General features: G+C 49.3%; 16 protein-coding genes and 1 pseudogene. 15 read left to right on the top strand and 2 right to left on the bottom strand.

What is annotated here, in order from left to right:
- Nucleotides 1–109 precede the first annotated feature (109 nt).
- Together ACLO87_RS08360 and ACLO87_RS08355 are read left to right on the top strand one after the other, a co-directional pair.
- Entirely contained in the window at nt 110–709 is a 600-nt protein-coding gene (locus ACLO87_RS08360) for a hypothetical protein (protein ID WP_135866882.1), read from the top strand.
- Between the two features lie 163 nt (nt 710–872).
- A complete protein-coding gene (locus ACLO87_RS08355; protein ID WP_430223366.1) occupies nt 873–1,307 on the top strand; it encodes an EVE domain-containing protein in 435 nt (144 codons plus the stop codon).
- A gap of 1 nt (nt 1,308) precedes the next feature.
- Here the strand turns inward: ACLO87_RS08355 and ACLO87_RS08350 are convergent, their stop codons facing one another.
- Complete coding sequence (locus ACLO87_RS08350) at nt 1,309–1,755, bottom strand: GNAT family N-acetyltransferase (protein WP_430223365.1); 447 nt, start codon at nt 1,753–1,755, stop codon at nt 1,309–1,311.
- Between the two features lie 201 nt (nt 1,756–1,956).
- Between ACLO87_RS08350 and ACLO87_RS08345 the strand changes: the two genes are divergently transcribed.
- The 13 genes from ACLO87_RS08345 (at nt 1,957) to ACLO87_RS08285 (ending at nt 14,252) form a co-directional block, all read left to right on the top strand.
- Nucleotides 1,957–2,586, top strand: coding sequence for a LysE family translocator (locus tag ACLO87_RS08345; RefSeq protein ID WP_430223364.1), 630 nt, complete (start codon nt 1,957–1,959; stop codon nt 2,584–2,586).
- A gap of 8 nt (nt 2,587–2,594) precedes the next feature.
- Nucleotides 2,595–3,017: a DUF2946 family protein gene (locus ACLO87_RS08340; RefSeq protein WP_430223363.1), complete on the top strand. Its 423-nt coding sequence runs from the start codon at nt 2,595–2,597 to the stop codon at nt 3,015–3,017.
- Nucleotides 3,018–3,242: 225 nt separating this feature from the next.
- Complete coding sequence (locus ACLO87_RS08335; RefSeq protein ID WP_430223362.1) at nt 3,243–5,456, top strand: TonB-dependent receptor; 2,214 nt, start codon at nt 3,243–3,245, stop codon at nt 5,454–5,456.
- 9 nt (nt 5,457–5,465) lie between these two features.
- Entirely contained in the window at nt 5,466–6,992 is a 1,527-nt protein-coding gene (locus ACLO87_RS08330) for a PepSY domain-containing protein (protein ID WP_430223361.1), read from the top strand.
- Nucleotides 6,993–7,195: 203 nt separating this feature from the next.
- Entirely contained in the window at nt 7,196–7,858 is a 663-nt protein-coding gene (locus ACLO87_RS08325) for a GntR family transcriptional regulator (RefSeq protein WP_430223360.1), read from the top strand.
- Between the two features lie 52 nt (nt 7,859–7,910).
- Complete coding sequence (locus tag ACLO87_RS08320; RefSeq protein ID WP_430223359.1) at nt 7,911–8,825, top strand: fumarylacetoacetate hydrolase family protein; 915 nt, start codon at nt 7,911–7,913, stop codon at nt 8,823–8,825.
- A gap of 42 nt (nt 8,826–8,867) precedes the next feature.
- On the top strand, nt 8,868–9,263 hold the full coding sequence (locus ACLO87_RS08315; RefSeq protein WP_430223358.1) for a cupin domain-containing protein: 396 nt from the start codon (nt 8,868–8,870) through the stop codon (nt 9,261–9,263).
- Nucleotides 9,264–9,319: 56 nt separating this feature from the next.
- Nucleotides 9,320–10,342, top strand: coding sequence for a TRAP transporter substrate-binding protein (locus ACLO87_RS08310; protein WP_430223357.1), 1,023 nt, complete (start codon nt 9,320–9,322; stop codon nt 10,340–10,342).
- 106 nt (nt 10,343–10,448) lie between these two features.
- Nucleotides 10,449–10,961, top strand: coding sequence for a TRAP transporter small permease (locus ACLO87_RS08305; protein ID WP_135864414.1), 513 nt, complete (start codon nt 10,449–10,451; stop codon nt 10,959–10,961).
- A complete protein-coding gene (locus ACLO87_RS08300; RefSeq protein WP_430223356.1) occupies nt 10,961–12,241 on the top strand; it encodes a TRAP transporter large permease in 1,281 nt (426 codons plus the stop codon). The genes ACLO87_RS08305 and ACLO87_RS08300 overlap by 1 nt, the downstream gene beginning before the upstream one ends.
- 78 nt (nt 12,242–12,319) lie before the next feature.
- Entirely contained in the window at nt 12,320–13,096 is a 777-nt protein-coding gene (locus tag ACLO87_RS08295; RefSeq protein ID WP_430223355.1) for an SDR family oxidoreductase, read from the top strand.
- 47 nt (nt 13,097–13,143) lie between these two features.
- Nucleotides 13,144–13,923 (top strand): SDR family NAD(P)-dependent oxidoreductase, encoded by a 780-nt coding sequence (locus tag ACLO87_RS08290; RefSeq protein ID WP_430223354.1) that lies wholly within the window; start codon nt 13,144–13,146, stop codon nt 13,921–13,923.
- Nucleotides 13,924–13,955: 32 nt separating this feature from the next.
- Nucleotides 13,956–14,252, top strand: coding sequence for a Dabb family protein (locus ACLO87_RS08285; RefSeq protein WP_430223353.1), 297 nt, complete (start codon nt 13,956–13,958; stop codon nt 14,250–14,252).
- A 184-nt stretch (nt 14,253–14,436) separates the two neighbouring features.
- Here the strand turns inward: ACLO87_RS08285 and ACLO87_RS08280 are convergent.
- A pseudogene (locus ACLO87_RS08280) lies at nt 14,437–15,000 on the bottom strand (cytochrome P450).
- Between the last annotated feature and the right edge of the window lie 162 nt (nt 15,001–15,162).

The following is a 15,162-nucleotide window of genomic DNA, read 5'->3' as shown; positions in this document are numbered from 1 at the left end:
AACGGGTTGCCATCCGATTGCAGAGGCGTTTACTCAGGATTTACACTTGTCATGAATCACGAAGTAATGAACAGCTTGAGGATGTGGCTGTCAAAACAGTAGGAATGACATGAGAGTAAAAGCAGTAAGCAGTTCTGTAGTCGGATTATCTGCCGCGGTGTGTTTGTCGTTGATGGGAGCTACCGCTCATGCGAATGGTCACTCGCTGTTGCTAGATGGTGGGCCAGAGGCGTTAATCAGCACCATAGATACCTTCCACGTTAAAGTACAAGAGCAAGTTGCAGATGGGTGTTTGGCTAATGCTTCAGCCTTGAAAGACACGATGGAAGCCGAACTTAAGCAAAATGGTTTTCAAATTGCTGACAGCGTAGGGTCAAGAGCAAAAGGGCTGCTTGTTAGCGCAATTGGGTATCAACTGACGCCTGCTTCTCTGTGTGCGGTGAGTGTGACGGTAGCCATTGAGCTTCCGCTGGTAGTGCCCGTACCGTATGCTGACAGCACTCCTTCTGGGGATACTACTCTGGTTGTATATAAATACGATGTGCGCAAAGAGCTGTTAACAGGCCCTAAGAGTGATATGCAAAAACGCGTTGAAGGTGCGATGCAAGCAGCGGCAAATACGGTAGTCACCGATATATCACACGCTAGAAGCAGTATTTTCACGAAATTCCCCGAGATTAAGCAGGAGTTTGAGAATCAGGCTAGATAGCACGGTTTGTTCTCAGCTTGTCAGTAAACCGCCTTAGGGCGGTTTTTTGTTGGATGGTAACTAGAGAGGGATAGAAAGCCTATAAAACTCCCGAGCAGACTGCTCATAATGGGTATATTATACTGGTTAAATACACAGTTAATTTATCTGTAGGGGCTCAATCATGACTACGCGCTATTGGATAGGCGTTGCTTCTAAAGACCACGTAGGTGTTGGCGTTGGGGGCGGATTCAGCCAGCTATGTCACGGTAAGGCTCAACCGCTTAAACGCATGGCGGTAGGTGATTGGCTGATTTATTACTCGCCAAAAGAGAAGTTCGAGTCCACAGAACCTTGCCAGAAGTTCACGGCCATAGGCAGGGTAGTGGGTGAAAACGTGTATTCCTTTGAGATGTTCAAAGGTTTTGTGCCGTATAGGCGAGATATCGCGTTTTTAGATGCTAAGGAAGCACCCATTCGCCCACTTTTAGAACAGCTCTCTTTTATAAAAGATAAGAGCCGATGGGGATACTCATTTCGCTTTGGGCATCTGGAAATTCCCAAAGCGGATTTTGAAATCATTGCGGGAGCAATGTTAGGTAGTGGTTTTGTAGCGTAGATTACGGCACGATCACTTTCATTAGCGGCAACAAGCGTTGAGGGTCAACGCTTGAAGCGATTCGCCCTATAGTGGTGGCTCCCATTTTTTGATAAAAGCCTTCGGCATGTGGATCGGCATCCAGAGTGAATTCGATCATACCCTGGTGTTTAGCTGTTTCCAGTATGTGAGCCCACAATAGTTTGCCCAGTCCGTGGCCAATATAGGTGGGCCGAATAAACAGCGTATCCAGTTTTTGTTCGCGCACACAAAAACCATAAAAAGCCAGCAGCTCACAGTTATCTTCCACTACATATACGGGATTTTTTTTGATGAACTCGGCAGAAACTGTCAGATCTGCTTTGCAAGCTTGCAGAAATGCTTCGGAGTAATTCCAATGAGCTTTAGATTCATAAGCCAAGAGGCTTATTGCATCGCTGTCTTGAGGTATGGCTGCTCTGATTTTCATATTCGTTGTTTTGGGTTATTGCCCTAATTCAAAAACCAAGCGAGTAGCAGGAATGCGATCAGGTATGGAGCTGCATGGTCTAGTTATATAGCAGAGCATAAAGCATGAACAGTAGGTGAAAAGCGCATCGTTACAGTGCTATTTTGGTGATATGCTCGGAATCCAACGACTCTGCCTAGCAGATAACCAAAGGTTCATATTATGGAACACCTACAGCAGCTTTTGATGGTTTATACGGCCTATGTGATTGCAACAGCAAGCCCAGGGCCCAGTAATATGGCCATCATGGGGATAGCGATGAGCCAAGGCCGAGGCTCTGCTTTGCTATTGGCGTTCGGTGTGATCACTGGCAGTTTGTTTTGGGCGGTGATGGCGGCTACAGGGATTTCAGCAATACTTGCTACCTATGCTAATGCACTGTTCGTCATCAAAATAGCGGGTGGTCTGTACCTGCTGTATTTGGCTTACAAAGCCGCAAAGTCTGCACTCAGCGCCAAAATGCCTTCCTCGGTAGTGGCCCGATTACCTGCCAATAAGTGGCAAATTTATAGACGAGGTCTTTTACTTCATCTGACCAATCCTAAAGCGGTATTGGCATGGATAGCAATTATGTCTCTAGGGCTTAGACCGGACTCTCCCACTACTACATTGCTGGCGATAGTCTTGGGTTGCGCGATGTTAAGTGTAGTGGTGTTTGGGGGGTATGCCATGGTGTTTTCTACAGCACCTATGATTCGTTCGTATTTAAAAGCACGCCGTTGGATTGAGGGTGTGCTGGCGATAGCATTTGGTTATGCTGGTATACGGTTGTTGTTAGCTAAAGCTATATAATTGGTGGCATGTTTTTCCTTCCCCGTCTCTCGCAAAACCTAAGTTGGGTCACGCAACGTTCGTTGCTGTGGCTGCTACTGCTTGCGATTGTGGCGCGAGGGCTAGTGCCTGCAGGCTATATGCCCGATGCAGCAGCTGCTCAAAACGGGCAGTTGGCACTGACTTTTTGTACGGCTGATGGCGCAGTAAGCACACTGCGTTTTGCTCCCGAATCAGGTCATGATGACTCGTCGTCAGCAAGTGGCGACATGGATTGTGTGTTTGGTGTGTTGTCGCTGCAAGCAACGATGACGCCACCTGAGGGCGTAGTGCAGCCTAAGCCTGTATTGCGGCAGTCACCGCTGTTGGTGCGTGCTGAGCAGATACAGGCTCCTATTCTTCTTACTCAAGGGCCTCCTTTAGGTTCTAGAGCTCCCCCTGTTGTTCGCTAACGTTGCACATTTTGTGCAGCCTACGTTTTTGTGCCATCAGCGGTTGTTGGGGCACGCTTGGCGTACTGCCAACGCTAGAGAAAACGTGGCTGTCAGGTTGTGATGTATCCGTGTTTTACGCGTGTGCTGTTCGTCCTTGAGGGTGAGCAACTGGCGTAGGCGTGGCTATGTCTATTTCATACTGGATGACACCATCTTGTGGTGCATCCCTGCGTTGGCTACAACATGCAAAGATATATTCATCAAATTGGCACGGCGGCGATGCTGGCTTCGTGTCCGGTAGCGGCTGTTTATGCGGCTACCTCAGAACATCCACCTAATGCGGATCAAGGAGTGCAGGCATCCACACTGGCCCCTATACAGGTACGTGGCTTACAAACACATGTAGCGAATGGGCCTGTGGATTTTCAGGCGATTACTTCAACGGCGAGTCGATTAGGATTAAGCATCAGCGAAACACCCGCAACAGTGACGGTGATAGACCGAGAAACCATTGAACAGCGTGGGGCTGACAATACCCAAGAAATGTTGCGTGGCGTACCGGGTATCAGTGCGTCGTCGCCCCCTGGTGCGATAAATGTCAGCTACAGGGGCTTTACTTCTGGCCAAGTAGCCGTTTTGTATAACGGCATTAATCTTCAAGATACCAGCCAAGCTACACGTCCTGTAGATAGCTGGATCTATGACCGCGTAGAGGTTATGGGCGGGCCATCAGGCTTTTTGTATGGGGCTGGGGCAGTAGGCGGCACCATTAACTACATTAGCAAGCTAGCCCAGAGGGATGATTTCTATGACGCACAGTTGCGAGTAGGGTCGTATGGCTTACGCAGTGTAGGCATAGGGCTGAATAAACAGCTAAGCGGTCAAGAGGGTGGGCCTGCGCATTATGTGCGTATTGATGCGTTACACCGAGCAGGAGATGGTTGGGTGGATAGGAATGCAGCACGTGCCAATCAAGTGGCGTTATCGCTGTTGTCAGATTTCACCCCTAGGCTATCGCACACGTTGGCTTATGAATATCAAACAGAAGTAGAGCGTAGCCCTTACTTCGGTACACCCGTATTGAATCCCAAGGTAGGCGAACTCAAAATAGATCGCAAAACGCGCTATAAGAATTACAACAGTCGTGATGCTCGCTACGAACAGCGTGTGCAGTGGTTGCGGTCCATCGTTGATTACACTGTTTCAGATGCGTGGAAATTTCAAAACACGGCGTATTGGTATGACGCGAGGCGTGATTTTCGTAATCTAGAAAACTATAACTACACGCCAGATAATAGTGCTGTGATACGTAGTGGCCCCTATCTACAGCGGCATGAACATCAACTGTATGGCAATAGAATGGTAGCCACCTATAACGGCAATCTAGGCCAACTAAAAAGTGATTGGGCCTTCGCGTTGGATGCCAGTATGAGCTACCGGACTAATTTTCCCAGTAGTGCGACCTACGAGAGCATCGTGGACCCCTATGATTTTGACGTAGAGGATTTCTTCGATATACCGGGTATGTACGACAGTTTTCAACGAGATAGACGTACTCGGTTGCGCACGATAGCTGTATCAGCGGAAAACCGCACCGAGCTGTTGCCTAACCTACAGTTAATTACCGCCTTACGCTATGAGCGTTTGAAACTGGATCTGAATAACTACCGCACAGTGACTGTGACGAACCCTGCGCATTTTGGGCGTAGTTACTCGGCGACCACTGGGCGAGTAGGGCTAGTGTGGGACCCTGCGCCAGGTATTAATCTTTACGCGCAATACGCCACATCAGCCGATGCACCTGCGGGTGGTTTAACCACTACCAGCTACGCCAATCTTAATGATAACGCGAAGCTTAGTACGGGTAAGCAAGTTGAAGTAGGGGGGCGGTTTAGCTTTTGGGATGACCGTGTCACCGTAGGGTTAGCCGCGTATGAAATCCAACGTAAAAATGTAGCTACCCCTGATCCACAAAACCCACGTACAACCATTCAAGCGGGTAAGCAGTCTTCACGAGGTGTAGAGCTTTCCGTGGGTATGCAGCCCATTTCCGCGTTGAGGTTACAGGCCAATCTTGCTTACGTAGATGCTCAATACGACACGTTTAACCAAAAAGTGGGCAACGAGATTGTGTCTATGGCGGGGAAAAGGCCTGTAAATGTGCCTAACGTTGTGGCCAACCTATGGGTAGATTACGACTTTCTGCCGCAATGGACCGCCAGTGCAGCGGTACGTCATGTGAGTAAGGTGTATGGCAATGTGGCCAACACCTACTACGTCCCAGCCTACACGTTATTGGATGTGGGCGTGTCGTATAAGCTGAATTCCAGCCTGACGTTAGTGGGGCGTGTACGCAATCTAACCAATGAAACCTACGCCGTAGGCACCAACAGTATTTCCTACTATTACGCAGGTGCTCCTAGAACATACGAGCTCACATTGCGTGCAGCATTCTAGGGGCTAAGAATGCGGCTACGTAACCCAAAGGGTTTTGTGTATTGGTTGCACCGTTGGAGTGGGGTGGCGGTTGCCATCCTTATGGTGCTTTGGTTTTTTAGCGGCATAGTCATGCTGTTTGTGGGGTATCCCAAGCTGTATCCTTGGGAGCACATGGCTAGACTGCAGCCTTTGAGGCAAGCGTCGTGCTGTGTGTCACTGCATACGGCGTTAGATGCAGTACCGCACACAGATGGCACCGTGAGTAGTGTGCGCATCGTTGCAGTAGGAGGGAAGCCGCAATATCAGATCGTGCAGGGAGCAAACGTTTATGCGGTAGATGCGCAATCAGGTACCTTGTTAGCGCTTATAGGTGAAGAACAGGCGCTAGACTCCGTTGCTCACTATCTACAGGGCAGCTCACCCACGTATGAAGCCTTGGTTGAAGCAGATATTTGGACACGATCAGGTGCATTACACCCGCATCGGCCCTTGCATAAGGTGCGGGCAAATGATGCCGCCGATACCGTGGTCTATGTCTCGTCCCGCACGGGGGAAATAGTGTTGCTTGCGGACGCTCACACACGTAGTTGGAACTACGTAGGAGCATGGCTGCATTGGCTATACATGTTTAGAGGGCCTACGCCTGACCCTATCTGGCACTGGCTAGTGGTGGTGCTTTCAGCAGTGGCGGTGGTGAGCACTATAGCGGGTACGGTAGTAGGCATATGGCGTTGGCGTTTTCGTAAACCTTACCGCTCGGGTGCGCGAACACCGTATCCCTCCAGAGCAATGCGCTGGCATCATATTGCTGGTTTATTGTTTTGTGGTGTGACTTTAACGTGGATAGTGAGCGGATTACTTTCCATGAACCCATTTGGTGTGTTTTCACCAGGCCAAGTTGCCAATAAAGCTGCCTACCAAGGCAAAGCCTTAAGCGCTGCGTGGTTTGATAAAACCGCACAAGACTTTATTGCTGCGATGACACCAGATAGCCTACGAGAAATACAGTGGGTACTGATAGACAGCCACCCGTATTTGATTGGGCGTACAGCCGACAACCTCCCTGTAGTTATGCCTGCAGTAGAGGGATTGCCGTCAACGGTTGCTCACCACATAGACGAGCATCAATTGCTGGCAGCAGCCAAGCATATATTTGATTCCCCTATAGTGTCTGTTCAACGGTTAGAACAATACGACACCTATTACTACGCCAGAGCACCGCAAGCTATGCGTGGCGCACGAGAAAAACCACTGCCTATTTTGCGCATTCAGTTTGCGGATCCGGACAGCAACTGGGTACACCTAGACTCACGTACGGGCGCAATAGAAAGCATCATGGATAAGCATCAACGTTCAGGCCGGTGGTGGTTTGAGTTGCTGCATAGCTGGGATTTACCGGCAATGCTGCGGTTTGCAACGCTACGCGATGTAGTGTTGATCGTGCTGAGCGTGGGTGGATTGCTAGCCAGTGCAACGGGGGTGTTGATTGGGTATAGGCGTATACGCAGCACGATGGCAGCGAGGTGTGCGCGGGCGAGAAGAAAGGGCAAATAGTGTGGTTTTGCCTACGCAGTAAACACGGTGTGTGGCTGCACACATAAGAATTTTGGCTGACGTTGCTGTAAAGGCTCGTAGTGCTAGCGGCGCTACGGGCTTTTTTTCTGCTTTTTTGGGGTGATCCGTACATTCCCTAGTAGTTTCTAAATAAATACAAAACTACACTTCATGTACATTATTTATATTTTGTATACAAAACGATGGATAGCACACAAAAACCTCTTACGGGACAGTCCGTATACGAAGATGTCAGTGCGTTATTGCGCGACATGATGTCAGACCTTACTGAGCCAGTTCGACTCAGAGAAGAAGATCTGGCTAATCAGCTGGGCGTTAGTCGTACACCGGTGCGTGAGGCCTTAATCCGACTTGAAAGCACAGGCATGGTAAGCCTGCGACCAGGTCGCGGTGCGTTGCTCAGTCCAGTGACGGATGAGGAATACATTGAGTGGTTGCAACTGCGCGAAGTATTGGAAGGTTTTGCCACACGTGAAGCTGCACTGAATGCATCGCAGCGCGATGTTGAACGGCTTTATGCAATTTTCGAACCGTTTGTGAATATTGATGAGTCGGAGTTTTCTGCTGAAGCATACGCACAGGCCAATGTGGCTTTCCATAAAGAGATCATCACTCTTGCCAATAATCTGTTACTGGAGCGTGTATGGGCGGCATTTGGTCACCGTCAAACCACTTATAGACGACAAACCATTAAGCGCCTACATCGTTGTAGCGATTCTTTACGCGAGCATTTGGCCATTATTGACGCCATCCAACGACGTGATGCGGACTTAGCGGAAAGTCTAGCTAAAGAGCACGTACGTGAGTTGCATGTGGCATTTAGAAAATCCTTTACAGGCGCATAAGGCGTTTTGCCTCGTTACGCCCGTTACGTAACAACCCATATTTGAGTACGGTATGAAATTCTTAAGTTTTACTGACCATGGGCAGCCTCGCCTTGGCGTGTTGACTGACGCTGCAAAGGTAATAGATCTGAGCACGCTGCTGGCCACAAATCCAGATCATGGGTTGGCGTTCATTCCTGTGAACGTGAATCAACTGATTTGTTTGGGCGATGAAGCCTTAGCTCGCATAAGCGCTTGTCTGCAAGCACATCATATTGCAGAGCAAGATTTACCGTCACTGGATGACGTTGAGCTGCTTCCGCCTTTGCAGATGACTAAAAATGTCTTCTGTGTGGGACGCAACTATAGAGAACACATTATCGAAGGCAATCTTGCCCGCGGTAGGCCAGCTGAAGAGTTTCCTAAAGCTATAGAGTTTTTCTCTAAACCACCTAGTGCTGTGGTTGGGCATGGTGCGAATGTCTTGCGTCATGCTGACCTGACAAATAGTTTGGACTACGAAGTTGAGCTAGCCATTGTGATAGGGCGTCGCGGTTCAAATATCTCGCGAGAAGACGCACTTCAATACGTATTTGGCTACACCATCGTCAATGACGTGACAGCGCGTAACTTACAGCAACTCCATGGCCAGTGGTTAAAGGGTAAAAGCCTAGACACTACATGCCCAATGGGTCCAGTGGTGGTGCATCACTCAGCAATAGAAAATGCCAACGATCTAACTATTTCGCTAACCGTGAATGGAGAGCTTAGACAAAGTGATAACACGGCTTCCATGATTTTCAGCGTGCAAACCATTATTGAGCAGCTTTCAGCAGGAATGACATTGGAGCCCGGTGACGTGATTGCGACTGGAACACCTAAAGGCGTTGGCTTTGCACAGAACCCACCCCGTTGTTTGGACGTGGGCGATGTAGTGTCAGCATCGGTTCAACATATCGGCACACTTACTAACACCATCGTGGCTTGAGGCTGGCATACGCGTGTTTCAGCACTGATCGAGGAGACTTTTATGACTATACCTAAAGACCTTTTACCGTTTGCGAGTGGGGAGCTCGCCTCTCGCTATGTGAATGTAGAAGAGCTGCCTTGGAAGGCGACGCCTACACCGGGCATTGATATGAAAATTTTGCTGGATGTGCCAGAAACAGGGCTGTTAACGGCATTGTTTAGATGGCAACCCGGCACCGAGCTTCCATTGCATGAGCACGTAGAGATTGAACAAACCTACGTATTAAGCGGAAGTATTGTGGATGACGAAGGGGAGGTATGTGAAGGTAACTACGTTTGGCGTCCAAAAGGGAATAGGCATATTGCACGTTCGCCTAATGGTGCACTCGTACTGTCATTTTTTCTCAAACCTAACAAGTTTCTTGAAGGCCCATTAGCGGGTCAAGAACTGAAATAACGCGTCTTGCACGTTCATCATCTACACGCATAGAAAAAGCATAGAGGAGACATAACATGTCATTCAAAATGAAGACAGTTGCTACGTACACTGCAGCAGCATTGCTGGCCGGTTTGTCCTATCAGGTAGCGGCGGCGGACGTTCAAGAACGTCGTATGAAATTCAGTTACCCAGTCAGTCAGACTAACCCTATTGGTCTGGCCACAAAGAAATTTATCGAGATTGTTGATAAAAACACAGACGGTAAATTTAAGGTGACGGGTTATGCCGACGCTCAGTTGGGCAATGAAATCCAGGCCATGTCCTCAGCACAGGGGGGAACCATCGAACTGACCGTGGTTTCTACAGCGGGTGCGGCTAATAACGTCAAAGAATTGGGTGTGTTTGATTTGCCCTTTTTGTTTCAGACGGTAGAAGAGGCCGATGCGGTGATTGATGGCCCGGTAGGCAGTGGGTTGCTGGAGAAGTTCGAAGACAAGAACTTGGTAGGGCTGTGTTACTGGGATTACGGCTTTAGACAAGTCACCAACAGCAAACACCCCATCAAAACACTTGAGGATTTTCAAGGCTTAAAGCTGCGTGCTCTGCAGAACAGTATTTATCTGGATACCTTCAAAGCATTAGGTGCGAATCCGCTGCCATTGCCGTACCCAGAAACCTATACTGCGCTGGAAACTAAAGCCATTGATGGTCAGGAAAGTGCTTACTTAGTGACCCAAAGTAGTGGTTACCAAGAAATCCAGAAGTACTTAACTGAAACCCAGCATGTGTACTTACCAGCAGTAGTGATGGCAAGTAAGCGTTTTTGGGATCGCTTAAGTAGCGATGAACAGACCATCTTGCGTGAAGCCTGCACCGAGTCCCAAGCCTACCACCGCCAAGTGAGCCGTGAGATGGAGAAAGACGTTGTGCAAGAGCTGATTGCATCTGGTCTAGAGTTCAACACCATTACGCCGGAAGAGCGTGCTCGTATGGTGGCTGCTACGGAAGCGGTGACTGAAAAGTACAAAGCTGAGTTAGGTGCTGAATTAGTGGATCAAGTCTTTGCAGAAATTCAGCAGGTACGAGCTAAACAGTAATGAGGCATGGCGAGGGGTGTCACTTATCAACCCCTCGCTGCTTCAGCGTGCTGTCTCACGCCTCAGTATGACGGCGCACTTGCGTCATTAATGAAGGACATCAGAGATGTCAAAAATCGTTCAAGCCTATTTCAGGCTATTAAAAATAATTATTGTCACATGTTTGGCTGCCATGGTGGTCATGGTGTTTTCAAACGTTGTAATGCGCTATGCCTTCAATAGTGGGCTTCCGGTCTCTGAGGAGCTGTCACGATGGTGCTTTGTATGGCTAACCTTTCTTGGGTCCATTTTGGTCCTGCATGAACGCGCTCACTTAGGGGTGGATATCGTCATTCAGGCCTTAAAACCAACGGCTCGCAAGGCGTGCTTAATCCTTGCCACTTTACTGATGTTATATGCGACATGGCTGATTCTAGTAGGTAGCTATGAGCAGACCATGCTGAATATGGGGGCGACTGCGCCAGCAACGGGCTTTTCCCAAGCCTGGTTCTTTGGGGTAGGGGTGGTGTTTGCGGTATCAACGGGAGGCATTTTGCTGCATCAGCTTTATGTGCTCGTGAAAACACCGGCAGAGGCGATTGACACTATCGTCAGTACTACGCAGACGAGGGCCGAATAATGACTTTAGTGATATTTATTGCTGTGCTGTTTGGTAGCTTGGCGATTGGCTTGCCGGTAGCCTATGCACTGATATTGACTGGTGTTGCCATGATGTATCAGCTGGATTTTTTTGATGCGCAAATTGTGGCCCAGAACTTGCTCAATGGTGCAGACAGTTTTCCATTGATGGCCGTGCCATTTTTCATGCTGGCGGGTGCCATTATGAATGCGGGTGGTCTATCACGACGTATTGTCGATCTGGCGCTCGCCTTGGTAGGGCACATTAAGGGCGGGCTTGGCTACGTCACTATCTTGGCGGCCTGCGTCTTGGCAAGCTTGTCTGGTTCTGCGGCGGCTGATGCAGCAGCATTGTCAGCACTGTTGGTGCCCATGATGATGAAAGCAGGTCATTCAAGAGGCCGATCTGGTGGGCTTGTAGCATCGTCAGGGATTATTGCACTGGTGATTCCTCCCTCTATTGGGCTGGTGATTATTGGTGTGACAGGAAATATCTCGATCACACGTCTGTTTATGGCCGGTATTTTCCCGGGCATTTTGATGGGGTTGTCGTTGTGCGTGACATGGTGGTTGCTGTCGCGTAAAGAGCAGGTTCAGCCATTGCCCCGTGTGAAGTCTAGCGAGGTGCTGAAAACCGTACGCGAAAGCTTTTGGGCGTTGCTGTTGCCGGTCATTATTATCGTGGGCCTACGCTTTGGTGTGTTCACACCTACAGAGGCAGGGGTTGTGGCTGCCGTATATGCGTTGGTGATTGCTACCTGCGTGTATCGTGAGCTGCGTTTACCTGACCTGTATTCGGTGTTTTTAGAGTCCGCCAAGATGAGTGCCATGGTGATGTTTATGGTTGCCGCCGCATTGGTCTCCGGTTGGATGATTACTATTGCTGGTTTACCACAGCAAGTGACTGAAATTGTTGAGCCTTTTAAAGACTCACCTACGTTGCTCATGCTGGTGATTGCAGGCTTAGTATTGGTGATTGGTACAGCGATGGACATGATTCCCATCATTTTGATTCTGATCCCGGTATTACTGCCTTCTATTGTTGCTGCGGGTATAGACCCTGTGTACTTCGGCATAGTCTTCATGCTGGCATGTTCTATTGGCTTGATTACTCCACCAGTGGGCGCCGTACTGAACGTTGTGGCTGGGGTAACGCGTTCAAGGATGATTGAACTGATTGTGGGGGTATGGCCTTTTCTATTGACGCAGTGCATCACGTTGCTGATGTTGATCCTCTTTCCTCAACTGATCTTGACCCCCCTTAAATGGATCATGGGGTAAGTCATACACCAAGCCTTATGACTTGTAGTCATCAAGGCGTAGGGCTTGGAACGTTTTTGGTTTAAGGAAACTATCACCATGCAAAAGGATTTGGCAGGTTGCCGAGTAATGATTTCCGCCGGTGCTTCAGGTATTGGTCTTGCGATTGCCAGAGCCTTTGTGGAGGCTGGTGCACAGGTTCATATTTGTGATGTTTCAGAAGAAATGTTGCACACCGCTCAGGCTGATCTAGCGGGTATAGGCATATTCAAGGCGGATGTATCCGACGCAGCACAGGTAGATGCGTGGTTTACCCACGCTCTGGCGGAACTAGGGGGCTTGGATGTGCTGGTGAATAACGCCGGTATTGCAGGCCCAACAGCAGGTATTGCTGAGGTGTCGGTTGAGGATTGGGACCGTGTGATGGCAGTGAATGTACGGGGGCAATTTCTGTGCATACGCCGCGCAATGCCTGCCTTACAGGCATCAAGCAGGGCAGCCATTATTAACCTAAGTTCAGTAGCGGGTAGGCTGGGTTACCCCTTACGTACACCCTATGCAGCATCTAAGTGGGCAGTCATCGGCTTGATGCAAAGTTTGGCCATAGAGCTAGGCGAATACGACATTACAGTGAACGCAATCTTACCGGGAATTGTTGAAAGCGAACGCGTGAAAGAGGTGGTAGCCGCTAAAGCACGGACGCGAGGTATATCTGACGAGGCAATGCAAGCAGAGGTGTTATCACACGTCTCGTTGCAGCGCATGGTGCCCACCGCAGATATTGCAGAAACAACCTTGTTTTTAGCATCCCGAGCGGGTCGTAGCATTACCGGTCAGTGCATGAATATTTGTGCTGGTGTACAGACATTGCGCTAAGCCCGTCTTTTTATTTACAGATAATAATTACTTTGAGGAGCCAAGAAATGGCGGCTGATTATTTAACAGCGACGTTTGGGTTAGAAGGGCGCACAGCGCTGATTACCGGAGCAGCATCAGGTTTGGGCTACTCCATTGCTTGCGCTCTTGGTCAGGCAGGCGCTCGCATTATTGTGAATGACTTGTCCGAGGCATTGTGTACCGAGGCGGTAGAGAAACTGAACGCACAAGGCATTGCGGCGTGCGGTAAGGCGTTTGATGTCTCGGACGCCAACTCGGTGAATGCAGCGGTTGCGCATTTGGCCCAGGATGGCTGGCAACCCGATGTGCTGGTCAGCAATGCCGGTAATCAAAGTCGCATGCCTGTGGTGGAGCAACCCCCAGAAATGTGGCAGTCGCTCTTTAATGTGCACGTGAATGGCGCGTTTAACTGTGCGCGTGCTGTGCTGCCGAATATGATCGAGAAAGGGGATGGCAGGATTATTCTGATGTCGTCAGTTGCTGCCTTAGCAAGCATGCCAGGCATCTCGGCCTATGCGGCCGCAAAAGGAGCATTAGCTTCATTCACGCGCTCTTTGGCCGTGGAGTATGGTGGCAAAGGAATAACCACCAATGCGTTGGCTCCAGGCTTTGTACGTACAAAATTCACCGTAGCACTACAAGAGCGTGATCAGTTTAACGACTTCTTGCACGACTCTGTACCGTTGGGGCGTTGGGCACAACCCGAAGATATTGCTCCAGCCGTGGTGTATCTGGCGTCGCGTGCGGGCAGCTTTGTGAATGGCCACTTGCTCGCTATTGATGGCGGCTTGTTGGCACAGATGTAATGAATTGAGTGATTCGTGTCGTAGGAGTTTTTATGTTTCAGCATCTAGTCATGATGAAGCTGAATGATCGTGTGGATGCACACTTCTTCAGTAGGGTTCAGCAGTATGTTCAACGTGTAAAAAATGAGTGTGATGGCGTATTGCTGTATCACTTTGGTGAGAACATTTCTGATCGTTCCCAAGGATTTACGCATGCAACCAGCTCTTCATTTATTGACCCGGAAGCACATGATCGCTATCAGGTAAGCCCAGCGCACGTGGCCATGAAAGCGTTCATGACAGAGTATATTGAGCAAGTAGTTGTATACGATGGTGTTGTGGCAGAGTGATTAGGCAATGCAACCCTAAGGTTTAAGACGTAGTTGATGCTGGTTGAAAAAAAGGACTTAACGCTGCAAAGCGCTAAGTCCTTTTTTGTGGGAGGCGTTTTTAGCATAACAAGAGGGTGCGTGTATTCACACCCTTAGCTCTCTTATTTATGAGCCAAATGCTTTTAGACGAATCGCTCACATCCTAGGGCTTGTTATAAGGCCTAAGCGTAAGGCGCAAAGGAGAATCAGGCCGTAGCGTGACGCGAAGAGTCGGTTTTGGAGGCTTCGTAGTAGGGGGGATAGAGAACGTGCAGCGCTGCAAGATTATCGTGGCGACCGCTCTAATTTCTGCTACTGCTAGATGCTGTCCTAGGCACACACGTGGTCCCATACCAAATGGGGCGTATGCGCCACGCGGTGCATTGTTGTGATCTTTAGCAAAATGCGCAGGGCAGAATTTCTGCGGGTCGCTATACCATTTCTCATCCGTTTGAATATGCTGCAGTGGAATCATAAAAAGAGTGCGAGCAGGAAAATGCTATGGCCCTAAGCTCAAAGGTGGCACAGCGCGGCGTGTCATGAGTAACGGTGCAGCAGGATACAGACGTATAGTCTCTTCTATGGTTTGTGTAAGGTAGGGGGGGGCGGCTAGTCGATCGTACGTAGGCAGCACGCCTTGCAACACACGAGAAATTTCCTCTTGAGGTGTTGTCTGCTGTTCGGGGTTAGCAGCCATACACCATGCCCACCACGTTAATGTGGCGATTAATCAATTGCGTTAAGTGCTGTATCGCTTTCTTCTTCTTTCCGGGCATCCCGTGTGCTCACTACTGAGAAGCAGCCATCAACGGCTCTATATCTAGACAAGGACATAGGGTGTGATGCTGTTGTGGCAGTGGTTAGCCGAGACACTGACGATGTCATGCTT

Origin of the sequence: Paenalcaligenes sp. Me52 (assembly GCF_050487965.1) — a bacterium.
Lineage (GTDB): Bacteria > Pseudomonadota > Gammaproteobacteria > Burkholderiales > Burkholderiaceae_B > Paenalcaligenes.
Note: the sequence above shows the minus strand (reverse complement) of the source record. Positions and strands in the feature narration are given on the sequence as shown.